At 45.0% G+C, this 23,693-nt stretch carries 25 protein-coding genes and 2 pseudogenes; 13 read left to right on the top strand and 14 right to left on the bottom strand.

The window, feature by feature from the left end; all coding sequences use genetic code 11:
• Positions 1 to 72 precede the first annotated feature (72 nt).
• The 3 genes from NYE49_RS19285 (at position 73) to NYE49_RS19275 (ending at position 1,837) form a co-directional block, all read left to right on the top strand.
• Positions 73 to 732 carry a site-2 protease family protein gene (locus NYE49_RS19285; protein ID WP_047183353.1) on the top strand — a complete coding sequence of 220 codons (660 nt, stop codon included), beginning with the start codon at positions 73 to 75 and terminating at the stop codon, positions 730 to 732.
• A gap of 13 nt (positions 733 to 745) precedes the next feature.
• Complete coding sequence (locus NYE49_RS19280) at positions 746 to 1,264, top strand: YwhD family protein (protein ID WP_015250981.1); 519 nt, start codon at positions 746 to 748, stop codon at positions 1,262 to 1,264.
• A 135-nt stretch (positions 1,265 to 1,399) separates the two neighbouring features.
• On the top strand, positions 1,400 to 1,837 hold the full coding sequence (locus NYE49_RS19275) for a hypothetical protein (protein WP_342410646.1): 438 nt from the start codon (positions 1,400 to 1,402) through the stop codon (positions 1,835 to 1,837).
• Positions 1,838 to 1,864: 27 nt separating this feature from the next.
• Here NYE49_RS19275 and NYE49_RS19270 read toward each other — a convergent pair whose 3' ends face one another.
• The gene (locus NYE49_RS19270) at positions 1,865 to 3,940 is read right to left on the bottom strand and encodes a transglycosylase domain-containing protein (RefSeq protein ID WP_047183351.1); all 2,076 of its coding nucleotides are present in this window, start codon (positions 3,938 to 3,940) and stop codon (positions 1,865 to 1,867) included.
• Positions 3,941 to 4,141: 201 nt separating this feature from the next.
• Between NYE49_RS19270 and speE the strand changes: the two genes are divergently transcribed.
• Positions 4,142 to 4,972, top strand: a complete 831-nt coding sequence (speE, locus tag NYE49_RS19265) for a spermidine synthase (RefSeq protein ID WP_003227543.1) — start codon at positions 4,142 to 4,144, stop codon at positions 4,970 to 4,972.
• A gap of 60 nt (positions 4,973 to 5,032) precedes the next feature.
• A complete protein-coding gene (speB, locus tag NYE49_RS19260) occupies positions 5,033 to 5,905 on the top strand; it encodes an agmatinase (RefSeq protein WP_003227545.1) in 873 nt (290 codons plus the stop codon).
• A 37-nt stretch (positions 5,906 to 5,942) separates the two neighbouring features.
• On the opposite strand, the pseudogene NYE49_RS19255 reads toward speB, so the two are convergent.
• The 3 genes and pseudogenes from NYE49_RS19255 to rapF all read right to left on the bottom strand — a co-directional run bounded on the left by NYE49_RS19255 (position 5,943) and on the right by rapF (position 7,746).
• A pseudogene (locus NYE49_RS19255) lies at positions 5,943 to 6,400 on the bottom strand (YbaK/EbsC family protein).
• A gap of 97 nt (positions 6,401 to 6,497) precedes the next feature.
• Positions 6,498 to 6,617, bottom strand: a complete 120-nt coding sequence (phrF, locus tag NYE49_RS19250; protein WP_009968329.1) for a phosphatase RapF inhibitor PhrF — start codon at positions 6,615 to 6,617, stop codon at positions 6,498 to 6,500.
• The gene (rapF, locus tag NYE49_RS19245) at positions 6,601 to 7,746 is read right to left on the bottom strand and encodes a response regulator aspartate phosphatase RapF (RefSeq protein ID WP_342410640.1); all 1,146 of its coding nucleotides are present in this window, start codon (positions 7,744 to 7,746) and stop codon (positions 6,601 to 6,603) included. The genes phrF and rapF overlap by 17 nt, the downstream gene beginning before the upstream one ends.
• A gap of 2 nt (positions 7,747 to 7,748) precedes the next feature.
• Here rapF and NYE49_RS19240 point away from each other — a divergent pair.
• The 3 genes and pseudogenes from NYE49_RS19240 to NYE49_RS19230 all read left to right on the top strand — a co-directional run bounded on the left by NYE49_RS19240 (position 7,749) and on the right by NYE49_RS19230 (position 10,744).
• Positions 7,749 to 7,979 (top strand): annotated as a pseudogene (locus NYE49_RS19240) (hypothetical protein).
• Positions 7,976 to 9,331 (top strand): YncE family protein, encoded by a 1,356-nt coding sequence (locus tag NYE49_RS19235; protein WP_342410638.1) that lies wholly within the window; start codon positions 7,976 to 7,978, stop codon positions 9,329 to 9,331. The pseudogene NYE49_RS19240 and the gene NYE49_RS19235 overlap by 4 nt, the downstream one beginning before the upstream one ends.
• Before the next feature lie 39 nt (positions 9,332 to 9,370).
• Entirely contained in the window at positions 9,371 to 10,744 is a 1,374-nt protein-coding gene (locus NYE49_RS19230) for a YncE family protein (RefSeq protein ID WP_047183346.1), read from the top strand.
• 5 nt (positions 10,745 to 10,749) lie between these two features.
• Here NYE49_RS19230 and albG read toward each other — a convergent pair whose 3' ends face one another.
• The 9 genes from albG to sboA are packed head-to-tail and all read right to left on the bottom strand — an operon-like array spanning position 10,750 to position 17,687.
• A complete protein-coding gene (albG, locus tag NYE49_RS19225; protein WP_015384931.1) occupies positions 10,750 to 11,451 on the bottom strand; it encodes an antilisterial bacteriocin subtilosin biosynthesis protein AlbG in 702 nt (233 codons plus the stop codon).
• Positions 11,448 to 12,728 (bottom strand): pitrilysin family protein, encoded by a 1,281-nt coding sequence (locus NYE49_RS19220; RefSeq protein ID WP_015483836.1) that lies wholly within the window; start codon positions 12,726 to 12,728, stop codon positions 11,448 to 11,450. The genes albG and NYE49_RS19220 overlap by 4 nt, the downstream gene beginning before the upstream one ends.
• A 4-nt stretch (positions 12,729 to 12,732) precedes the next feature.
• Positions 12,733 to 13,893, bottom strand: coding sequence for an antilisterial bacteriocin subtilosin biosynthesis protein AlbE (gene albE / locus NYE49_RS19215; protein ID WP_080344291.1), 1,161 nt, complete (start codon positions 13,891 to 13,893; stop codon positions 12,733 to 12,735).
• Complete coding sequence (albD, locus tag NYE49_RS19210; RefSeq protein ID WP_041518103.1) at positions 13,883 to 15,193, bottom strand: antilisterial bacteriocin subtilosin biosynthesis protein AlbD; 1,311 nt, start codon at positions 15,191 to 15,193, stop codon at positions 13,883 to 13,885. Before albD ends, albE begins: the two co-directional genes overlap by 11 nt.
• Positions 15,186 to 15,905, bottom strand: a complete 720-nt coding sequence (locus NYE49_RS19205; protein ID WP_015384927.1) for an ABC transporter ATP-binding protein — start codon at positions 15,903 to 15,905, stop codon at positions 15,186 to 15,188. The genes albD and NYE49_RS19205 overlap by 8 nt, the downstream gene beginning before the upstream one ends.
• The gene (albB, locus tag NYE49_RS19200) at positions 15,902 to 16,063 is read right to left on the bottom strand and encodes an antilisterial bacteriocin subtilosin biosynthesis protein AlbB (protein WP_003222006.1); all 162 of its coding nucleotides are present in this window, start codon (positions 16,061 to 16,063) and stop codon (positions 15,902 to 15,904) included. The genes NYE49_RS19205 and albB overlap by 4 nt, the downstream gene beginning before the upstream one ends.
• Before the next feature lie 12 nt (positions 16,064 to 16,075).
• Positions 16,076 to 17,422, bottom strand: coding sequence for a subtilosin maturase AlbA (albA, locus tag NYE49_RS19195; RefSeq protein WP_047183344.1), 1,347 nt, complete (start codon positions 17,420 to 17,422; stop codon positions 16,076 to 16,078).
• A 24-nt stretch (positions 17,423 to 17,446) separates the two neighbouring features.
• Positions 17,447 to 17,599 carry a bacteriocin-like protein SboX gene (gene sboX / locus NYE49_RS19190; protein ID WP_080344237.1) on the bottom strand — a complete coding sequence of 51 codons (153 nt, stop codon included), beginning with the start codon at positions 17,597 to 17,599 and terminating at the stop codon, positions 17,447 to 17,449.
• Positions 17,556 to 17,687, bottom strand: coding sequence for a subtilosin A (gene sboA, locus NYE49_RS19185; RefSeq protein WP_003222002.1), 132 nt, complete (start codon positions 17,685 to 17,687; stop codon positions 17,556 to 17,558). The genes sboX and sboA overlap by 44 nt, the downstream gene beginning before the upstream one ends.
• Positions 17,688 to 17,999: 312 nt before the next feature.
• On the opposite strand from sboA, the gene NYE49_RS19180 reads away from it, so the two are divergent.
• The 4 genes from NYE49_RS19180 (at position 18,000) to fnr (ending at position 22,233) form a co-directional block, all read left to right on the top strand.
• Positions 18,000 to 18,428, top strand: a complete 429-nt coding sequence (locus NYE49_RS19180; protein ID WP_003243604.1) for a DUF1934 domain-containing protein — start codon at positions 18,000 to 18,002, stop codon at positions 18,426 to 18,428.
• On the top strand, positions 18,425 to 20,095 hold the full coding sequence (argS, locus tag NYE49_RS19175; protein WP_003227570.1) for an arginine--tRNA ligase: 1,671 nt from the start codon (positions 18,425 to 18,427) through the stop codon (positions 20,093 to 20,095). Before NYE49_RS19180 ends, argS begins: the two co-directional genes overlap by 4 nt.
• A 135-nt stretch (positions 20,096 to 20,230) precedes the next feature.
• On the top strand, positions 20,231 to 21,418 hold the full coding sequence (gene narK / locus NYE49_RS19170; RefSeq protein ID WP_014478287.1) for a nitrate transporter NarK: 1,188 nt from the start codon (positions 20,231 to 20,233) through the stop codon (positions 21,416 to 21,418).
• Positions 21,419 to 21,516: 98 nt separating this feature from the next.
• Positions 21,517 to 22,233 (top strand): fumarate/nitrate reduction transcriptional regulator Fnr, encoded by a 717-nt coding sequence (gene fnr / locus NYE49_RS19165; protein WP_003227573.1) that lies wholly within the window; start codon positions 21,517 to 21,519, stop codon positions 22,231 to 22,233.
• Positions 22,234 to 22,265: 32 nt separating this feature from the next.
• On the opposite strand, the gene NYE49_RS19160 is transcribed toward fnr, so the two are convergent.
• Positions 22,266 to 22,985, bottom strand: a complete 720-nt coding sequence (locus NYE49_RS19160) for a YwiC-like family protein (protein WP_342410624.1) — start codon at positions 22,983 to 22,985, stop codon at positions 22,266 to 22,268.
• Between the two features lie 143 nt (positions 22,986 to 23,128).
• On the opposite strand from NYE49_RS19160, the gene arfM reads away from it, so the two are divergent.
• Positions 23,129 to 23,605: a Crp/Fnr family transcriptional regulator ArfM gene (gene arfM / locus NYE49_RS19155; RefSeq protein WP_014478284.1), complete on the top strand. Its 477-nt coding sequence runs from the start codon at positions 23,129 to 23,131 to the stop codon at positions 23,603 to 23,605.
• The last annotated feature ends 88 nt before the right edge of the window (positions 23,606 to 23,693 follow it).

Below are 23,693 nucleotides of genomic sequence, written 5' to 3'. Positions count from 1 at the left end.
TAGAAAAAGAGGCTTCTTATAGTATACTGAATAAAGTAAATTCTTGCATTTTGAGAAAGAGGGATATCTCACTTGGACCGTTTTTTATATTATCCGTTATCTTTAATGCCATACCTCGTCATCACGCTAATTGTGTCGTTTACGATGCACGAGCTTGCCCACGCTTATGTCGCATACAAATTCGGTGACGATACGGCGAAAAAACAAGGAAGACTGACGCTGAATCCCATTAAACACCTTGATCCGTTCGGAACCATTTTGATTTTGGTGGCCGGCTTCGGGTGGGCGCGCCCCATTCCCGTGAATCGCCGCTTCTTTAAGAAACCCCGGCTTGCCGGTGTGCTCGTATCTATAGCCGGGCCCGTCAGTAACCTGATTCTTGCGTTTATTGGTTTCTTTTTGTTAGTGTTGATGCATGCGTACGGAATGGAAATGCTTGCGGCGTTCAGCACGGGGCTGGATCAGTTTTTTTCTATTTGGATACAGCTGAATCTTGTCTTGTTTTTATTTAATCTGCTGCCGCTTCCTCCACTCGATGGCTATCGAATTATAGAAGATCTCGTTCCGTCAGGCGTGCGTGCCAAAATGACGCAGGCGGAGAGCTACGGCTTTATCGTATTTTTGGTGCTGTTTGTGACACCGCTCGGATCTTACGTGCTGTGGCCGATGCTCAATGCAGGAAGAGATTCGATTTTAAAGCTGTTTTCAGCGATATTTCAACCGCTTTTGTAGGAGGTAGAACTTCATGGAAGAAAAAAAGAAAAAATCAATCGGGTTTAATATTATCAAAAGTGATCCGACAGACGGACACGGCGGTTTTGGCGTAGGGGCACTCAGCCTTGATAACATTTCTCCCGTATTCGTTGATGTAGAGGAAAAAGAAGCGTTCGTAGACATCGGCGCCATGCATGCCCGCAGCACCGTTGAAAAAGGAATTAAATTTCTCCCGAATAAAGAAGAAGTTCCGAACGGAAAACCATACTGGCTTGTGTGGGTAACGATTGACAGAAAAGAAGAGGGGCCTTATTACGCTGGTGTGACAGCCTGTGAAATGACGGTCGACAGAAGCATCAGAAGAGGCTACAAGTCGCTGCCTGAGCATGTGAATTTGATGGATAAATCCATGAAACGGAAAATCATCGTTGATAAAATGGACGACAGCTCGAAGCGTGTACTAGGCGAATTTCTGAAAAAGCATGATCAGGGCCTATGGGACCGTTCATCAGATGAATTAAAAACAAGCCTGCTTCCGGAAGATAATTAATTTGTGAATTTTCTGTGAACTTTTAAAGTATTTGAGATATTTTTCGTAAACATTGAGTAAACTGGTGATACAGAAATAGGACATGGAAAATCCCGAGCCGAAACAAGACTCGGGGTTTTTCATTTTTAGGGGGATATGATGTACGAAACCATTCGAGTCGGCGATTGGTTGATAAAAGCCGATGTGGAAGAAACGAGAAAGCAATATGAGAAAGATATAGAGGAAATGTGTGAATGCGGTAACTGTCTTAACTATTACGAGGCAGTGAATGAACTGCCAGTCCAAAAAGCACAAGTATTAGAAAGTTTCGGCCTCATTCCGTCCAAATGCACAGATATAAATTATCATGGGGTAAAAGTTCATCTGCACTTTTATATAGCGAGTTATTTTATAGTAGGCCGTATTGTTGAAGGAAAACAAGAATGGAATCCGAAAAAGATTGATTTCTCGTGGCATATTTCATTTTCAGTGCCGCAATACCAAATTTACATTCCTAAGGGTTTTCCAAAACCAATTATTCAGCTCGATTGTGTTACGCTTCTTCCATGGGTCATTGACCAACCATACGAATAACCCGGCCTCCGAGGAGCCGGGTTATTTTCAATGATGTCGCCCCAGCCATTTGTCCCACCACTTTTTCTCGGAAGCGGGCTTTTCTTTGGATGGAAGCCGGCCTTTTGTTTGTTTTGCGGGTTCTGCCCCGTAGCACACGTTTGCTGGTTCTGTGCCTTTCACAAAATATGTGTAATGCTTAGCGGCGCAGCCGGGACCTGATGAGTAGCCTGTTTCCGGATCAATGTACACACCGGTTACGCCTTTTGGCGGCTTGAACGCGGTTTCCGGTTCGCCTTTGAGCGCGTCCTCCATGAAGTCCGCCCAAATGGTTTTAGCATAGCTTTTTTCTTCGACCGAGTCGATGGTGCTGTTTTTGTCATAGCCGGTCCAAACACCTGCGGCCAGCTTCGGATTGAAGCCGATCATCCAGCTGTCTGCGCTGGTGGTTCCTGATTTTCCGGCATACGTTCTTGTCAGGCGGTTGGCTATCGTTCGCCCCGTAACCGACGTATATCCATTTAAATCGGTATCAAACATGCCTGTCATCATACTCGCTGTGACAAAAGCGGCTTTTTCATCAAGCACCTGTTTATGCTGATTCGGGTTTTCGTACAGCACGTGGCCGGCTGCGTCCGTTACCCTTGAAATAAAAGTCGGTTCGATTTTCTTTCCGCCATTTGCGAGCATGGCATAGGCGTTGACCATCTCAATCGGGCGTACGGGTTCGGTGCCGAGTGCCAGAGACGGCAGTGCTTGAAGATGGGCGGTAATGCCAAATTCCTTTGCCGTCTTTACAAGTTTGTTCGTGCCGAGAAAAAGATGCGTTTTCACAGCGTAGATATTGTCGGAAAGCGCCAGCGCCTGCAGAAGCGTAATCGGCTTGTTGGCATAGTATCCGTTATAGTTGCTTGGAGAATAGGTTTCTCCCTTTGCGTCAATTTGAAACTCGGTTTCTTCGCTTTTCATCAAAGTGACTGGCGTAAATCCGCTCTGAATCGCTTTATAGTACAGCAGCGGCTTGATCGTCGAAGCAGGCTGGCGCTTCGCCTGTGTCGTCCGGTCAAACGGGCTTTTTTGATAATCCCTGCCGCCGACAAGGGCGAGAACGTTTCCGGTGCGGGGATCAATGGCTGAAAACCCGACTTGAATATCAGATCCCGCGTTAACCGTTTCGGTAATGGTCTCCTCGGCGATGCGCTGCATCCGTTTATCTACCGTTGTATAGACGTTTAACCCGCTCGTTTCAATTTGCTCCCGTGTCATGCCGAGCTTTTTTTCCAGCTCTCTCATCGCATTGTCATAGAAGTAAGGAGCCTTTCTCTTGGAAACTTGCTTATTCAAAGGCTGATAGGAAAGAGGTTCCTTGATCAATTCATCCGCTTTCTTTTGACTGATCATCTGCTGCTTTTCCATCATCCGCACAATCGTTTTCTGGCGTTCCTTGGCCTTCGTCTCATTTACATACGGTGAATAGCCGGAAGGGCCTTTCGGGATTCCTGCCAAAAGCGCCGCCTCCGCATCCGTCAGGTTTTTGGCATGCTTGCCGAAATACAGGCGGGAAGCTGCTTCAATGCCGTAGGCGCCGTGTCCGTAGTAAATCGTATTTAAATAGCCTTCTAATATCTCGTCCTTAGAATAGTTTTGTTCCAGACGGATCGTGTAGAACGCCTCATTCCATTTCCGTTTCCACGTTTTGTCGTGTTCAAGGTATAAGTTTCTCGCATATTGCTGGGTGATGGTGCTTGCACCCTGAACCTTGGCAAATGCTTTCAGGTCAGCAAGCGCCGCGCCGGCCATGCGTTTATAATCAAAGCCGTGATGATCGTAGAAATTCTGGTCTTCAATCGCCACTGTCGCTTTTACGATCGTCGGATTCATGTCCTTTAAGGGGACCCAATAGCGCTTTTCGCCGTAGTTCGTTTCCCCGAGCTTTGAGCCGTCACTCGCATACAAAATCGTGGATTGCGGCACTTGCACCGAGGGAGCGCCCTGGTATTTGGCTATCAAAATGACAGTCATAAACACGGCAGCTGCCGCCAAGGCCGCAAAAGCCCCTAAAAAGATAAAGGCGCGAACGGTTTTCAGCGTCAGTCTCAGCCGTTTATTTGTCATTGCATCCACAACGGGTTCCCCCTTTTTTTATGTTTCTACTATTATGAGAAAAAAAGATCGTTTTTAAACATCGCAGAACAGGACGCATCTTTACTTTTTCCCCGCCATCCTCTATACTTTTTCCTTAGGTGAAAATGAGATTTCAACCGAGAATAAAAGCTGATAAGACGCTTACAATAAATGAATACAGCCTCGAAAGGGAGATGACAATTGAGCGAACTTTGGTACACAGAGAAGCAGACGAAAAACTTTGGCATTACGATGAAGGTTAACAAGACGTTACATACAGAACAAACGGAGTTTCAGCATTTAGAAATGGTGGAAACAGAAGAGTTCGGCAACATGCTGTTTTTGGACGGCATGGTGATGACATCTGAAAAAGACGAATTCGTTTATCACGAAATGGTGGCGCATGTGCCATTATTTACGCACCCAAATCCGGAGCACGTTCTTGTAGTCGGCGGCGGTGATGGCGGCGTTATCAGAGAAATCCTGAAGCATCCAAGCGTGAAAAAAGCGACACTTGTAGATATTGACGGCAAGGTGATCGAATACTCTAAAAAGTTCCTTCCTTCTATCGCAGGCAAACTGGATGATCCGCGCGTTGACGTGCAGGTAGATGACGGATTTATGCACATTGCAAAATCTGAAAATCAATACGACGTCATTATGGTAGATTCAACTGAACCAGTCGGACCGGCTGTAAACCTGTTTACAAAAGGATTCTACGCAGGAATCGCAAAAGCGCTGAAAGAAGACGGTATTTTCGTTGCGCAGACGGACAACCCATGGTTTACACCGGAATTAATCACAAATGTACAGCGCGACGTGAAGGAAATCTTCCCGATTACGAAGCTGTATACGGCGAACATTCCGACATATCCAAGCGGTTTGTGGACATTTACAATTGGCTCGAAAAAATATGATCCGCTTGCAGTGGAAGACAGCCGTTTCTTCGATATTGAGACGAAATATTACACAAAAGATATTCATAAAGCGGCGTTTGTTCTGCCGAAATTTGTGAGTGACCTGATTAAATAATGAAGGTATGGCGCAGGAGCGAATCTTGCGCTTTTTTACAGGAAAGCGAGGGTATTATAGATGAGATTTGATGAAGCTTATTCAGGAAAAGTATTTATCGCGAGCCGTCCCGAGTGGGAAGAGGCGGACGCCATTCTTTACGGCATGCCGATGGACTGGACAGTCAGCTATCGCCCGGGCTCACGCTTTGGTCCAAGCAGAATCCGTGAGGTGTCAATCGGCCTTGAGGAATACAGCCCATATTTAGACCGCGATCTGGCTGACTTGAACTTCTTTGACGCCGGCGACATTCCGCTGCCGTTCGGAAATCCGCAGCGAAGCCTGGATATGATTGAAGAGTACGTGGACAGCATTTTAGAAAAAGGGAAGTTCCCAATGGGTATGGGCGGGGAGCACCTCGTGTCATGGCCTGTCATTAAAGCAATGTACAAGAAATACCCAGACCTTGCGATTATCCATTTTGACGCACATACAGATCTTCGTGTTGATTATGAGGGAGAACCGCTTTCTCACTCCACGCCGATCCGTAAGGCGGCAGAATTGATCGGACCGCACAATGTGTATTCATTCGGAATCCGTTCCGGCATGAAAGAAGAGTTTGAATGGGCGAAGGAAAACGGCATGCACATCTCAAAATTTGAAGTGCTTGAACCGCTGAAAGAGGTGCTTCCGAAGCTGGCGGGCCGTCCGGTTTATGTCACAATTGACATTGACGTATTAGACCCTGCACACGCACCGGGTACAGGAACGGTTGACGCCGGCGGCATCACGTCTAAAGAACTGCTTGCATCCGTCCATGAAATTGCGCGTTCAGAGGTAAACGTAAAGGGCGCTGATTTAGTGGAAGTCGCACCGGTGTATGACCACTCAGAGCAAACGGCAAACACAGCCAGCAAAATCATCCGTGAAATGCTGCTTGGGTTTGTGAAATAAGTAAACATCCAGACGATGTCTGGATGTTTTTTTATTCTCAGTCTTTACAAACATCAATCCATGCTTTTGAGAAAGAAAATTCGGATAATTCTCCTCAATAGCGGAGTTTCTGCTGCCGCATGCGGGGAAAACAGTCTCAAACCGTTTCAGCGATACATCTAGATAAACCTCAAGATCATGAGCCAACCCAAATGGGCAAACACCTCCAATTTCATGGCCTGTCTGCTCCAGTACCTCATTAGGAGAGAGCATTTTTGCTTTAAAGCCAAATGTTTGCCTGAACTTTTTGTTATTAATTGGCATCGCCGGCTGCCACAATCAGAATCGCCTGATCTCCTTCCCCTCTGAAGGACAGGGTCTTGGCGATTCTAGTCGGGCTTACGCCAATCGTCTCAGCTGCCTGTTCAACACTGTCGCGCTCGACGTTTCGAACTCCGTCACATCATTTTCTCGATTCCACTGTGTAAAGTGGGTTCTCACACTTTCCAGAAATATGATGCATTTCCACTATCTTCAAGATTATTGAAAAAATCGTAGCATGAATTGGGAGATTGGGTAAGAGGGGACAAAAAAACCGCCGATGGACGGCGGTTTAGATCATTCCTCGTTGTGCAACTTCAATTTGGTGTGTAGGTGCATTTGCAATAGTTGTTGCCACGAACACAGTGCTTAGAGCCAGACAAGAGAGTAATAGTTTAGACTTCAATTTCATACAAACTCACTCCTCCTTGAATAAGTTGCCTTACTTGTTCCACCTTCAAAAAATAAGCAGAAGCTTTTTGAAAATTTTTACGTTCATGATAATATTTTGCCACATCAATAGCGAAATCTTCAAGATCAGCATACAACATTTTACTTTCGAGAAAATTAAAAAATCCTTGAATTGCTTCTTCATCCGGGCCTGATAAGTATAAAGATTTCAAAAATTCAAACTCTGATAAATATATTACATCTCCGGCCTTTTGTGAATAAGCCATTCCCTTACTATGATATTCATGAGCTTTATCCATTTTTCCTAATTTATAATGGATCTGTGTAATTAAAAAATACGCTTGAGGTAAGGAAGGAAGAATATTTGATTCTTCAAAAACAGCTATTGCTCTTTTGAAATAAGTTATGGCATCCTCATATTGGCTTTGGCTGTTTTTACAAAGCCCGATATTGTACAAAGTTCTTCCCATTAATTGGGGCTGCTTTTCAGCTTCTGCCATAGAATAAGCTTTTTGAAAATGTGAGATGGCATCCTCATACTGTTTTAAATCTAAAAAATTGGTGGCAAATAAAGAATGACACTGCAGCAATCTTATATTATAAGCTTCATGTTCTTTGTATATTTCATATGCTTGCCGTGCATAGTCCATTGAAAAATACGTTTGTTTCATATAGTAATAAGATTCAGACATCTTAAAGAAAAACTCAGCTTTCTCTATCAGATCCTTAACGAATATCAGCTTGCTTTCGGCCTTTTTGAAAAATTTAATAGCCGACAGATATTCCCGCTGGTCCAGCTCATACATGCCTCTGAAGAAATTAAAATAGTACTCAAGCAGACCAGTTAAACGAGCCTGTTTTTTATCAATCTCAAGCAGCAGATCAGACAGTCTCGGCTGTTCCTCAATCCTCATTTTTTCTAACGGTTCAAGGTACTCAAGCATCAGGTTGTGCCGAAACTCCATCAGTGAATAGTACAAATGAAGGTCTTGATCTTCTTCCATGTGATCCAGCTCTTGCTTGATTTCTCGTCGCAAATATTCTGCATCGGGTATGCTAAATCGGCGTATGTACATATACCATTCGTTAATCTTTTCTCCGATGGAAGAAGAAGATATGACACCTGTCACGTTTGCAAATCCCTCCCTTCATAATTCTATATATGTCATATTTTATCATCAACATTCTTGTGAGAAGCGCAAAAAAACCGCAATTTTTTCTTTCGTTACACCGCATGTTTGGAGATATATTTTCAAAAAGAAGCTTTTACCCTCAGTAATTTGTACAAGCAAACACGTTACTCTTCCATATTCTGTTATATCTGCGTGAGCAGTGTATGTCTGAAAAGGAAGTGAAGGAATGAGAAAAAATAAGCTTTCCTTTAAAGAAAAAGCAGGAGCAGAACAAGAAGAGTGCTTATGTTTTTGTGAGGGAGAAGCAAGCCGAGAAGCCATGTTTCAAGCGCCGATTGAATTACCTGAAGGATTTGTCGTTGATCCGGCTGAAGCTGTTGCAAACGTGACGTGGAATGCAGACAGCCTTTCTTGTGTCAGTGACCGTTGCTTAATTCAAACGGGGCCAGAGCCTGATGAGGTCGGTGTTCAATTTGCAGTGCGCCTGCAGGGAACCGTTACGCTACTCGTCAGTGTCTCACCTGTGCGAAATCAATATGGACAAGGGGACGGGGCTGTTTCCGTCATTCACAATGCAGAAATCGATCAAGTCGTCTATTATTCCGATGAACCGGATGATTGCCCGGATATCAGTGACATCACGATTGAGAACCTTGTTGTTGTTCCGCCGTTTTACGGTAGTCCTTTATCGGTGACGGGGACGATTGTGCTTGTACCGGAGCCGGAACCCGTCTACGCGTTTACAGCGAATCCAAATGATCAATCAGTTTCTGTGATTGATACAAACACCCATACTGTTGTGAAAACGATTGCTCTTCCGTACAATCCGGCAGGTATTGAAATTACGCCAGATAAAAGCGCTGTGTTTGTCTTACATCCCAACAATAATGTGATTTCTGTCATCGATTATGACACATTAACAGTGACAGCAACTATATTGCTGGATCAGCCGCCTCGATTGATTAGATTTATCCCTAATCATGAGTTTGCTTATGTTTTCACCGGTACTGCGGTTTATGTGATTGGAATTGATACGTTAACTGTGGATAGGTCGATTCCTGTAGAAGGGTATGATGTTGCAATCGATCCCAATGGGTTATTCGCCTATGTTCTAAATTTTGGCATTGTGCAAAAAGTGGACCTAACTACCGGTGAAGTCACAGGGACAATTGAACGAGAGCTTATCGTATCAACCATAGAAACAAATTGGCCGGAGCGGTATGCCTATGTATTAGAACAAGAATTCTTTTTTAATTATTTGACGGTTATTGATTTAAATACGTTTACCATCAGCAGCACCCAAGAGCTGGAGTATGAAGGGGAATATCGAATGTTTACGAGTGGAGCAGAGGTGTATTTATATGACGGCTTCACTGGCAATTTATATTCTGTCAGTCCAAATGGAGCAGGCGTTATAGGAAATGTTCCGCAGTCGGCAAGAGACTTTGCGTTTACCCCGAATGGCGAATTTCTGTATGCAACTCATGTTCTAGAACAGAGCATCACTGTTTACAACACGGAGGATTACTCCGTGGAGACTGTCATATCTCTTGGGGTTTCACCGGGAGCTATTGCGATTTAATCAACTATGTGTGGTGCATTTCTAAAAGGACGTGAAATCATGAAAAAGAATGATCTTTCTGCTTTACAGGAAAATTGTTTCTGTTTTTGTGATGAGGAAATTAGCCGGGAAGCGCCGTTTCAAGTGCCGATAGATATCCCTGAGGGCTTCAAGGTTGATTCGGCCGAAGCGTCAGCGGCTGTTACATGGAGTACAGACAATTTGTCCTGTATCAGTGAGCCTTGCTTAATCCAGACTGGGCCGGAACCAGATATCGGTGTTCGATATGCCGTGAGAGTACAAGGGACCATTACGCTTCTTGTCAGTGTGTCGCCTGTACGAAATCAATATGGACAAGGGGACGGGGCTGTTTCTGTGATTCATACTGAAGAGATTGATCAAGTTGTTTATTATGCAGCACAGTCTGACCGCTGTCCTGATTTTAATCAAATGACAGTGGAAGATCTTCTCATCGTGCCGCCTTTCTACGGCAGTCCGCTCACGGTGGCCGGGACACTTGTTTTACCGCCATCGCCAGACCCTCAATCGTATGTGTTTACTGCCAATACTGGAGACAGCATGGTTTCGGTCATTGATGCAGATTTAAACACTATTGTAAAAACAATCCCGTTTTCTGCTGTGCCAACTAATCTAGGCGTTACTTTCGATAAAGCATTCACGTATGTTCTCCATGGGAATACCAACCTTGTCTCAGTGATTGATAATAAAACATTAACCATCATAAATACTATCACTGTTGGAGGAGGGCCGAGAAAGATTGAATTTGATCCAACAGATGAGTTCGCGTACGTGATGGCAGCCGGATCTATATATATGATTAACACGGCCTCTCAATCGGTCATTGATGTCATTCCGATACCCGGCGCTTTAGACTTTGCTCTTGATCCGAATGGACAGTATGTCTATACCGCTAATGGAAGCAGTTGGTCGGTTGATAAATATGATGTAAATACTGGGCAGTTGGTAGAAAGTATCATAGATACATTTGAATTTCCCAGTTTAATTGCAACTCCTTACGCTGGAAATTTTGCGTACGTGTTGAATGGTGAGCTGTGGCCGAAAGGTGTAACGGAGATTAGTTTGTCACCATTAAGCAGGGGAGGGGACTTCAGCCGTTTATTTGAAACGCTGAGGACGATTGTATTTTCTCTCGATAGTACTAGAGCTTATTTTCTAGAGCCATATAGTGAACCGTTTCTCATTAATAACTTATACGTAGTTAATACGGCCAGACAGAGGATCATTGCAAACGTGTCTCTCCCCGGCGCTTTTGACCTCGCCGTAACGCCGGACAAACAGTATATTTATGCGGCACAGCCCAACGACAATGCTGTGACCGTGTACCGCACAAGTGATTATACAGCCGTGACGGTGATTCCGGTTGGCGCGGGTCCGTCTGCGATTGCGATGTAGCTATTTTATAGATCAAGAGAAGCGGTGCTGCGATAAGAGAATCGTTTATAAATAAATGATCCGATTTGCTGGATGGCAGCCAGGATAATCAGAAACAGCAGTTCACTTATAGAGAAACTGAGCATCCACCAAAGCCCGGCTGCTGCCAGCACTCCCGCAAACACTTTTCTGAACAGGCTGCCGTGCCGGAAAAGCTGCCGCAAATACGTTCGCATGCAAAACAATAAATACAGGATCAGTAGCATCGCAAGTCCCATTGAAAGGGCAGGGGGCGTGTGAAGGCGGAAAGGGACGGCTTTAACGATTTCGAACATGCAGCCGAATATGATGACTTGGCACAACACGGCAGCCATCACGTATGTTTGGCGGACGTTTTTATAGCTGTCACGCAGCGATTTGACGTCTTCTGCATATCGGCTGCACAAGTTGTGTTGCTGAAAGTCACAGCAGCTTTGATGAGACTGTGTGAGTTTCTGAAAAGCTGCTGTCATGTTTTTCACGGATTGGGTGACATAATGAAGATAGAGAAAAGCAGGCAGCATCAGGAGGGCAGCGGTACAAGCCAGCAGTCCGAGCCGCACAGCATCATTGTTGATCATCTGTACATATTGGGCGGCGGCTTCGGCAACGGCCTGAACCCAGCCGAAGGAATAAGCCGCCATACCTATAAGCAGCAATGAAAGGGTAAAGACAGTGTTTTTCTTCATTGTCTGATCGCCTCTTTCTGAGAAACGTGAATGATCGCTTTGTTAGAAGATGCCATTGCATCAATGAGAGACAAGAAAACCTGCGTATCCATATCTTGAATGATGTGGTACATGTCAAGAAACGAGCAATCGCACCTGTCACACTCGGCTGCCCACTCGAAGCATTTACGCACATAATCGCTGTCATAAATGATCGCGTAAGTCAAAGAGTCCTTGCCGTATTGAAGCCAGGCGGCAACCTGTTCTTTCTTCTGTGTGACATAGTATGAAGCCACATCGATATAAGCTGAAGAATGGGTCCCTTGACTGTGAAGGATCAAGAAACCGCCATCCTCATATATATAAGTCTCGGCGGACAAGCGATCGATTTCCAGACGGTACGTTTGCTGAATCTCTTGAAAAAACGGTGAATCTAATTGAAATAGAATACGAGCCGCGATATCCCAATAAAGCTTTATCGACAACAGATCGTTTTGCCCGGGAAGTGCGCCGATCTGTAATCCGGTCCATGTATCATTCATCCGCTCCTCATCACCCAGCACCATTTTTTGTGAGAGGGCTGGAGGGCATGCCGGGATGATTTTTCTTTCAGCATGATAATCCGGACGCTTTTCCAGCTGGAGGTGAGGAGGCAAAAGCGTTTCTGTATTTTCTGAGCCCCCAATCAAAAACAGCGTCATCCGATGGGCTTGGTAGGCAGCCTTATAGGCTTTTTGTAAATCACTGATGTCCAGCGCCTCAATATCTTCGATTCTGCCTGCGGGGAAAACGGCAGCTGGTGATGAGGGAGAAAGCATGCTGATCAGCTGATAATGATATGAGAGCTGATGGTTAAGGTGTGCTGTTTGAATTTCGCTTGTAATCACAGCTTTTTCCTGAGCGATAATCTTCTTGTCAAATGAGTGGTTCCATAAAGCATCAAGCAGGATGGGGATCGTTTGTCTGAGCCGATCCGGTAATGAGGTAAACATGAAATTGGTATCGGTGTAGGTAGTGAATGCGTTTAAAAGCGCGCCATGCGCAAAAAAATCACTGTACAGATTGCGGCCGTTATGCCAGAAGAGAAGATGCTCTAAAAAATGCGCTGTGCCATACGGAAGCAGTGTATCACCGGATTCTGCCCGTATACATACATCCCGGCTTCCAAAATTGATTTTTACATTGCACAGCCGCAGGTGGGCGCGGGGGAATTTCAATCTGAATATTTTTAGTCCGCTGTCTGTGTATCTGATATCGGTTCGTTCATCCAGCTGTTGAAAAAAGGCTTTCTTTTCCATCTCTTCATCCCCTTACTACATGAGCTCCGATATAATTGATGGTCGCTATGAATTGCAATACATCACCGCATGTAACCGCTGAGATGCCATCCAGCAAGGCTTCTTTCGTGCAGGAGAAGCGGCGCAGGATCCCCATATAGGCCAATAGACCTTCGGGAGAATCGAATTGCAGCAGCAATTCATTGCGTAAAAACTGCTTTGCCTGTTCTAGTTCCCTCTCATCTGTATGAAAAGCTGAAACAGCTTCCAAAACGCGCGGGGGAATGTCTTTCTCATGAAGCTGATCTGTACATATTGAAACAAGCAGCAAATTGTTCATGACATCGTAACGGGTGATAACGTGATAGACTGCCAGATCCTTCTCTCTGAAGTGCTTGAATAAAGCGGAATGGCCGTACTTTCCCAGTAATCCGTCTATTAGCTGTATTTTGATATAATCGCTGGCATCTTTCATCTCTCCGCAGTCAAATCCGAGTGTCAAGACGGAAGGACCTGCAGCGCTGCGTGTCTCTGTTTCAAAAACATGCCGGTTTACGGGTATTCTTCCGGACGTTACAGCGGACGTTTGCGGGGCATGTCCCCGAACATCACATGCTTGTGCTTGTCCCAATATGTTCAGCTGTTTTTGCTGGGACCCTAAATCAACGATAAAGTCCGTTGCGTCGAGAAACCGTTTAGGATGAATCGCCTTTATCCTGTCTCTCCGGCCAAACATGCCTGTGCCGTACATCGGGTTTCCGAAGACCTCCTCAGCCAAGCGCGCCGCCGAGTAGGAGAAGGGATCAGTGAATTTCTTTTCGATTCTCAGCAGCAGCTCATTCCTGGCCTTTTCAACTGCTTCGAATGAAAGAGAAGAAGGGAAAGACAAGTCTGCAAAAGTTTTCATCAGGGCGTCAACATGAAGATTCCCGTTATATAATGGGTGAATCAAACGGGTCCCGCAGGTTTTCAGCTGCTGATCAAAAAAGAGATTCGCTGAGTACATGAAACGGCTGCCGGCAGCATAACCAAAAGCGTCAATCATCTGCTCCTTCAGGTATGCAGCGGCGCCGTAAAAATAAATCGTTTCTTCCTCAGGTTCCGCCGCGCTTTCGATTGGTTTCAGAAAGCTCGCGGCGATTGAAATAGTTGAAAATTGATGAGTCTTCAGCAGGTTAACTTCCAAGCCGTTCTCTTTTGCTTGTATCAAAGAAACCACCATCCTGTTTTTGCAGGTAATAGACTATGACCAGACCGGCTATCGGAATGACCGCCAAGGATACAGCGGTGCCGGCTAATGTGGCTAAGAATAGGGGAAGACAAAACAGATAAGACCGATATTTTGAGAAACCGCTCCATAGCTGCTGCTCCGTCTGCCAGCTGAAGGAGGGCCTTTTTTCATCCGCAGTTAACCTGATATACGCTCCCGCCAGCAGCAACTCAATGCACTGCAAAAAAGTGAGAACTGAAATCGGACGGCCGCTGATGAAACCCACAATCATCACGACAAGGAGAAATCCGCCTGCCAATAGGCCTGAATAAAAGCGATATTTCGCCCAAAACATCGTTTTCCGCTTGATCGGAAGCGTGATGAGCAGCATCCGGTCATTTTTTTCAATCGAGTACAAAAGGGCGATCGGCGAGCAGATGAGCAAAAGCGCGGAAATCACGATATAAATCACTTGCTGATTGAAGATGCCGGTATTCATCATCTGGAACGAAAAGAAGCCGCTGAACGCCGCCATTACCGCGTAATTTAACAGCATCGCTTTAGAAGAGATAAATCGGTTCCATTCTCTTTTGTAAAACGAAAATTTAGATCGCCGCATAAATGAATGCATCTTGCTCTGCTGCGGAGGCGCCTGTAGAAAGACAGGAAAGTCAATGATCACCGCCCACAGCATATGCACCGCGCAAAGCGGAAGCGTGGCGGCCGGCATCAAAGCGGCGCTGAGACATACACAGGCGAATATCGCCGCATGCAGCAGAAACATCAAGTTTTTCTTTTTGACGAAATGGTTGCTTAGCACAACTCCGAAAATAATGGAGTAAACGGTAAAAAACGAAAACCTGCCGAGCCAAAACAATGTTTGCGCCCCTAACAGCGTTCCGTTTCCAAATAAGAACAGCGGTAAAATAAAAAAGAATAAAGTTCTTCTCAAACAGGTATCGACAAACAAAACGACACTCTGGGCGAGCCAAAAGCTCCGTGAAGAAATCGGCAGCAGGCAGCTCAGTTTCATATAAGATTCCTTCCATTGAGATGTCACAGAAAGAAACACCATATATGCGTTCATTAAGAGAAGCGCGAGTATGATATACGTTTTGCGCAACACCGATTCATCAATGCCGGCCTGGCGGATCAGCCCGATTTCAAACACGGCGAGAATGACAAGGCCTGCGGCAATGCGGATGGCGTCCTTTTTCCCTTGCCGGCTGTAAAGCTGTTTGAACAGCAAAGACATGATGGGGATTATGTTATTCATGGCCGATCACCTCGAAAAATTCCCGCCGCAGATCGGTCTCCTCTCCAATCGGAATGACCTTTTGGATCTGTTTGTTGTGAAGAATGGCCGCATAATCACAAAATCTTTGCACGACATCGAGCAGATGAGAAGAAAACAAAATGGTCCCGCCTTCTTCACAGTACTCACGCATTTTTTGATAAAAGACCTCTATCGATTCCACATCCAAACCGACGAGCGGCTCATCCAAAATAAACAGGGGAGCGCGCAGCAATAAGCCTGTCATCAATACAACCTTTTGCCTGTTCCCCAAGGACAGCTCTGAAATTCTCCTGTTGATGTATTTCGAAAAATGAAAGGCCTCGGCCAAACTGGCAAACTGCTGCTCTGAAAAATCCTTTTGATAAAGCGAATGGACGAAAGACACATAGTCCTTCGCCGTAATTTCTGTAAATAGCAGCGGGTAATCGGCGGCGAAGTAACGGTGAGTCTTCAGCTGATCTGATGTTTTCTGCGGCATGCCGGCCTCCGCTTCAATTCCGCACAGTGTAAAGCGCCCGCTGAAATTGCGGTTCACGCCTGTCAGCGTATTAATCAGTGTCGTTTTTCCGGCGCCGTTTACCCCAAGCAGCCCGTAAACGGCGCCTTTTTCTAAATGTAAATCCACTTGTTCTAAGATGACGTTGTCCCGTTCATACCAAACGGATACATCGTGTATATCCAAAATGCTCATCGCGAGTCAGCCTTCCGCGCGCGCATCCCGAACAGAATGGCAATGGCAATGAAAATCAGCGTAAACAGATAATCGCTTTTGACAAAATAGACGACTGCGCCGATGACAAAGATAAATGAAAGGATATACAGTAAAATTCTTCTTTGTGCTGGTGACAAATCGTTTCCCTCCTAAATAAGCTGGACCACGTCTTCTAATTGTTCATTTTTCGCCCAAGAGCAAATGTTTTTTCGGTGATATTTGTTAGAGTTCAGCCCTTTTAAGTAACAGCCTCCGCAATAGCCGCTGAACGGGCATTTGTCTTTCATGCAATGTTCGCTGAACCGCGGCGCTTGCGCTTGCCACAGTTTATGGACGAGAGGGGAGTTAAAGATGCTTTCATAGGAATCTTGAAAAATATTTCCCAATGAAAATTCCTTTGGAAAGAGGGCGCAAGGACGTACTTCGCCGAACGGGCTGATCACAATGGACTTCCAGCCAGCGCCGCAATTTGCCGCGCGTTTTCTCTCATAGGGAATAATCGGAATCAGGTCTTTAAACTCATCAATCACATTTTGCTCGTATTCCATAAACTTGCGGTGCTGCTCGGCGTCTTTCGTTGGATGGACAATATCCCTGCCTCTTCCGAAATCGTCAACCCAATTGTAAGAAAACGCCTTCGCCCCGAGATCCCGAACCTTTTGGGCCATATCGTGGATTTCCCACATGTTTTTTTCGAAGACAGACATGGCGACTCTGACAAATATACCGTGGTCACTCAACAATTTTATCGTTTTACAAGTTTGGGCAAAAGAGCCTTTTCTCCCTCTAAAGGAGTCATGGACCTCGGAATTGACACTATCAAGAGAAATGCCGACGATGATTTTTTGCTTGTAAGTCTTCAAAAGCTCCAGGCTCTCTTTTCGCATGAGTGTTCCGTTTGTTAAGACAGCGACTTTTTTGAACTTTTTACACACATAGTCAAGAATCTCATTGGCATTTGGATGGACAAAAATTTCCCCGCCCGTGATTTCGCATGTCAATACACCATTATCAAACAGCATATCAGCCGTTTTTTTGAATTGCTCAATCGACACGGTGCCGAGCGCTTCAGGTGAGCTTTCCAAATAACAGTGGGCGCATTTCAAATTACAGCGGTGCGTCAGTTCAAAGGTGGCGTGCAGGGGCATCGGAAATTCATTGCTTCCGCTCGTGGTGATTGTATGGTGGCTGGCCCGGTTTCCAAGCTGGATAACCTGCTTGTTCTGGAGCATGTTGAGCATGTCGTAATACCAATCTTTATGGTCTTCCGGTGATTCATCATACACTGCACATTGCTCAGCTAAAATCTGCTCAGCTGTTTTTTGGCCATCCATGCGCATGCAAAGCTCGTAAGCCGTTTTGTTGAGATCCAAGTACTCAAAGTCAGAAATGGAGACATTATCGCGCAAGTAGTCGATTTCTAACACGCCGCCCTCAGGAAGCTGGTGAACTCTTACACTTTCATTAATAAATGGAAACATCTGCTCTATAAACAAAATACCATCCCCTATACATATGATTCAAATGAAAAGCGATTGTGTATGTATATCCAAGAGGTAGATTTTAGTTAAAAATTGTAATTTACTTAAAAAGGGCATAGTAGAATGACTATGCCCTTTTGGGAGATCCTTACCCCCATAGACCGAATAGACCTGTTGCACCGGCAATTTCAAAATCAGGGATAGGACCGTCCACTAGACAAGCGGCTCCGATCGAGCATGTTGCACAACCTTTGTTTTCTACAATGACAGCTTTTTTCATAATTGAATCCTCCCTTTTTTTGTTTTTCTAGCAGATCTATGTTGTACTTTTATCTTAAAACTATCAAATTACTAATTCAATACATATATTTTGAAAAAAATGTGAAAAGGAAATGATAGATTTCGGAAAAATGTAACATTTACTAAAGGTAATTAGTGATATGATTTTCTCTTCTATATAAGGAAATGCTTTTTATGAGGTTTATCTTCAAATCTGATGAGCAATGATGGTAAGATAGAAGCAGTTGAAGTTTACAAACCGAATGATTATACTATTCAAGTCAAAGTGGAATGATGAAAAGGACGTGTCAGAATGAAGCAAGAGACACCGATAACACTCCATGTGAAGTCTGTGATCGAGGATGACGGAAACCAAGAAGTCATCGAATTCCGCACCACCGGATTTTACTATGTAAAACAAAATAAAGTGTATCTATCTTATTATGAAGAACACGACTTAGGCAAAGTCAAAACGATTGTGAAAGTAAGCGAAGGCGAAGTCCTGGTCATGAGGTCAGGCGCTGTCAAAATGAATCAGCGTTTCGTAACGGGAGCTTCCACAATTGCTAAATATAAAATGTCATTTGGTGAGCTTGAGCTGAAAACAAGCACAAAATCGATTCAATCTGATCTCGATGAAGAAAAAGGCCGTATCAGCATCGCATATGACATGCATGTCGGAGACGAGCAGGAGCATTTACATAATATGACGATCACGTATGAGGGAGGAACTCACGCATGAACATTGCGGAACAAATGAAGGACGTGCTGAAAGAAGAAATTAAAGCGGCCGTTCTGAAAGCGGGACTGGCTGAAGAAAGCCAGATTCCCAATGTTGTTTTAGAAACACCGAAAGATAAAACACATGGAGACTACTCAACGAATATGGCGATGCAGCTGGCAAGAGTGGCAAAAAAAGCGCCGCGTCAAATCGCTGAAGAGATTGTCGCTCATTTTGATAAAGGAAAGGCTTCGATTGAAAAACTGGATATCGCCGGCCCGGGTTTTATCAATTTCTATATGAACAATCAATATTTAACAAAGCTGATTCCGTCTGTACTGGAAGCAGGGGAAGCATACGGGGAAACGAACATCGGAAACGGTGAACGAGTTCAGGTAGAATTCGTATCAGCGAATCCGACGGGAGACCTTCACCTCGGGCATGCGCGCGGGGCGGCTGTCGGCGATTCCTTGTGCAACGTGCTTTCAAAAGCGGGTTACGATGTAAGCCGCGAATACTACATTAACGATGCGGGAAACCAAATCAACAATCTGGCGCTTTCTGTTGAAGTCCGTTACTTTGAAGCACTCGGATTGGAAAAACCGATGCCGGAGGATGGCTACCGCGGCGAGGATATCATTGCGATCGGAAAGCGTCTCGCTGAGGAATACGGTGATCGTTTCGTTAACGAAGAGGAAAGTGAACGCCTCGCGTTTTTCCGTGAATACGGCCTGAAATACGAGCTGGAAAAGCTTCGTAAGGACTTGGAAAACTTCCGTGTGCCGTTTGATGTGTGGTATTCAGAAACTTCACTGTACCAAAATGGAAAAATCGACAAGGCGCTTGAAGCGCTCCGTGAAAAAGGCCACGTCTATGAAGAAGACGGCGCAACTTGGTTCCGTTCCACGACGTTCGGCGATGATAAAGACCGCGTATTGATCAAGAAGGACGGCACGTACACGTACCTGCTTCCTGATATCGCGTATCATAAGGACAAGCTTGACCGCGGCTTTGATAAGCTGATCAACGTTTGGGGTGCCGATCACCACGGCTACATCCCGCGTATGAAAGCGGCAATCGAAGCGCTGGGCTATGAAAAAGGAACGCTTGAAGTAGAAATCATTCAGCTCGTTCACCTTTACAAAAACGGCGAGAAAATGAAAATGAGCAAACGGACCGGTAAAGCCGTAACGATGCGTGACCTGATTGAAGAAGTCGGCTTGGATGCCGTTCGTTACTTCTTTGCGATGCGCAGTGCGGACACCCATATGGATTTTGACTTAGATCTTGCTGTATCAACATCTAACGAAAACCCTGTGTATTATGCACAATACGCGCATGCCCGTATTTGCAGCATGCTTCGCCAAGGGGAAGAGCAGGGACTTAAACCGGCGGCAGATCTTGATTTCAGCCATATTCAATCAGAAAAAGAATACGATCTGCTGAAAACGATCGGCGGCTTCCCAGAGGCAGTGGCGGAAGCAGCGGAAAAACGAATTCCGCACCGTGTCACAAACTATATTTATGATCTGGCTTCTGCTCTGCACAGCTTCTACAACGCAGAGAAAGTCATCGACCCTGAAAATGAAGAGAAGAGCCGCGCGCGCCTGGCTTTAATGAAGGCAACGCAAATTACGCTGAACAATGCGCTTCAGCTGATCGGCGTATCGGCTCCGGAAAAAATGTAATCACGATCAAAAGGACAAAGTCTTCGGGCTTTGTCCTTTTTTTATGAGAAAAACGTGTGATGTAATTCACAATCCTGTTTGCCGAGTTTTTGTATGATAAGACTGATTATTGAATCATTGAAAGGGGCAAGCCAAATGATCAACCGTCAACACATTCAATTATCGTTACAGTCATTAAGCTTGGTGGCAGGGTTTATGGTTTGGGTGCTGATTTCATCACTCATTTCCCAAATCACATTAGATATTCATTTAAGCAAGGGTGAGATTTCTTTGGTGACGGCGATTCCTGTGATCCTCGGATCGCTTCTCCGCATTCCTTTAGGGTATTTAACGAACAGGTTTGGCGCGCGGCTCATGTTTATGGTCAGCTTCATCCTGCTTTTATTTCCTGTATTTTGGATCAGTATCGCGGATTCTCTGTTTGATTTAATCGCAGGGGGCTTTTTCTTAGGGATCGGGGGAGCGGTGTTTTCCATTGGAGTGACCTCCCTCCCGAAATATTACCCGAAAGAAAAGCACGGTGTCGTCAATGGGATTTACGGTGCAGGAAATATCGGGACAGCCGTTACGACATTTGCAGCGCCGGTTATCGCTCAAGCCGTCGGGTGGAAATCAACCGTGCAGATGTATCTGGTTTTGCTGGCTGTCTTTGCCTTACTGCACGTTTTGTTTGGCGACAGGCATGAGAAGAAGGTCAAAGTTTCTGTTAAGACTCAAATCAAAGCCGTTTACCGAAATCATGTGCTATGGTTTCTGAGCCTATTTTATTTTATTACGTTCGGTGCCTTTGTCGCCTTCACTATCTATCTGCCGAACTTTCTGGTGGAGCATTTTGGGCTGAATCCTGCAGATGCCGGCTTGCGGACGGCTGGCTTTATTGCGGTTTCTACGCTGCTCAGGCCTGCGGGCGGATTCCTGGCTGATAAAATGAGCCCGCTCCGCATCTTGATGTTTGTTTTTGCCGGGCTTACATTATCAGGCATTATCCTATCGTTCTCGCCGACAATCGGGCTTTATACGTTTGGATCATTAACCGTGGCCGTCTGCTCAGGCATAGGAAACGGGACTGTTTTTAAACTGGTGCCTTTCTATTTTTCGAAGCAAGCGGGGATTGCCAATGGGATTGTGTCTGCCATGGGCGGATTAGGCGGCTTTTTTCCTCCGCTCATATTGGCGAGTGTATTTCAGGCAACAGGCCAGTACGCGATCGGGTTTATGGCGCTTTCAGAGGTGGCATTAGCCAGTTTTGTCCTTGTCATATGGATGTATTGGCAGGAAAGAATGAAAACACACACGGAGAGAAACAGCCAGAGCATCAACTAACACTGGGGCATTCACAAGATTGTTAGTTTTTTCTCGATGGGTACAAATCAATTCACGTTACAATAAACACACAACGTGACTTTCTTCGAGGTGAGCTCATGAATTTTCTCTCTGTTCGACCATCTGATAGTGATCTTATTTCCAGCGATCTGCATGAATTGCTGGAATCGATCAGCACGAAAAGAAAAATGGAAAAACACACGTATTTGTTTCGAGAAGGAATGGATGCAGAAGAGCTTTATCTGATTCAATCAGGACTCATTGAAATCGGCAAGCTGACATCTGACGGAAAAGACCTGACGCTTAGAATCTGTCAAAAGCATGATATCGTCGGTGAATTAACACTTTTCACTGAAGAACCGAGGTATATGCTCAGTGCAAAAGTGCTAGAGGATGGCGAGGTGCTCGTCATTAATAAAAATAAGCTGGAAAAAGAATTAATCCAAAACGGCGCTTTGACATTTGAGTTCATGAAATGGATGAGCACGCACCTCCGGAAGATTCAGTCCAAAATCAGGGATCTGCTTCTTCATGGCAAAAAGGGGGCGCTCTATTCCACCCTTATCCGCTTATCAAACAGCTACGGAGTGGAGCGAAGCGACGGCATTCTGATTAACATTGTCCTGACAAATCAGGATTTGGCAAAGTTTTGCGCGGCTGCACGGGAAAGCGTCAATCGTATGCTCGGAGATCTCCGCAAAAAAGGGGTTATTTCGATAGACGAATCCGGAAAAATTATTTTACACAAGCGGGACTATTTACGATGTGAGATTGAGTGTGAAAATTGCCCGCTGGAGATTTGCAATATTGACTGAAAAAAACAAGGACAGCGGTGTCCTTGTTTTTTTTACCTTGTGATAAACAGGCACATGACGGCAAAAAAGAAGCAGGCATTCACGATTTCCAGAATGCCAATCGTTTTTACGGGCCAATCCCTTCCATGAAAAAACCATGCCCGCAAGCTGCTCGGGATAAAAGCGAGAAACGCCCATCCTGCTCCGAAAAGAGCGGATAAAAAGGGGAGCAGCAGGTGATATCCCCATGACCAGTATGCAAATGTCCTGTTTTTTCTTTCACGAATCACCGATTTCACATAAAAGGAACTCCCGATAAAAAATAAAGCAGACTGCAAGAAAATAAACCAAGCCCAGCCGTCGAGGGTTCCCATCCCCAGCCAGCAGCTCGCAAACCCGCCCGAACAAAAGAACAAGACACCTGCAACATCATTCAATAGGGCCCGTTCGTTTTTTCGGCGGGCAAAATACATATGTATGAAAAACAGCGGCAGTAAAGAAACGCCCACCCAGATGAGAGGCGGTTTATGAAAGACCGAGATCATCAAAAAGCAGCAGGCGGGAAAACCGTAATAACACATCCATTTTTGATATGGTTTGCTTTGTTTCTTTTTTAAGGCAAGCGTAACGGGATAAACCGCTAAGTATAGGAAAAGCCAGCCTAGGAAGAGCGGAATATGCCAAATAACGGGGCCTCCCTTGACCATGCCGAGTAAAAATGGGATCAGCAGCATCGCCCACGCGCCGTGTTGCTTCGGAATCAGCGCCTTCATCGAAATCCTCCTTTTTTCTTTCATTATAAATGCAGTCACCCTCCTGATAAGTGACATTCATCATACAGGCTGTGAAATACATCACTGCTGTACAGGCTCAGTCGAGCTACACTAAAGCTATCCTTAGCACAGGAGGTTTTCCTATGAATCAGTGTGACTATTTATTATTTTTGAAACAACTTCCTATGTTTAATGAAGTGCCTCTATCCATTGTCGAAACCTTGCTGAAAAACGGCACGTTTATCCGCGGCTCATGTGATCAGTCTCCATCTTTTCTTCATTCTCAATCTGTTTATATTGTATTAAAAGGCAGTGTCCGTTTCATGGACAGCAGGCTCCCTGAAGGGTCGAAAACCGTTGCGCTGTGGGAAAAAGGCGATGTGTTTCCGATTGATGAAAAAGGCGGGCTTTATTTATCGCCCTTTATCTCAGTCAATGCCACTTCAGACATTCTGATTCTCAACATCCCATATTACATATTTAAGAAAATGATGTCTTATCATCCGCAGCTGCAAATGAATTTTTTGGCTATGCTTCAGCAAAATGTTTTTTGTTCCTATCAATTATTTTTGCGGTATCTGCATACATCACAGGATGAAAACGCCGAGCCCGGTTCTTAAATAGAGCCGGTTTTTTTTGATCTTTGAATGAAAGGCAGCTAATGACCCAAGCGTTCTGCCTGAACGCAGCCTTCCTCACATCCTGTGA

This window comes from Bacillus sp. FSL L8-0358, assembly GCF_038593095.1.
Classification (GTDB): domain Bacteria; phylum Bacillota; class Bacilli; order Bacillales; family Bacillaceae; genus Bacillus; species Bacillus subtilis.
The sequence above is the reverse complement of the archived record's forward strand: the minus strand, read 5'-3'. Positions and strand labels throughout refer to the sequence as shown.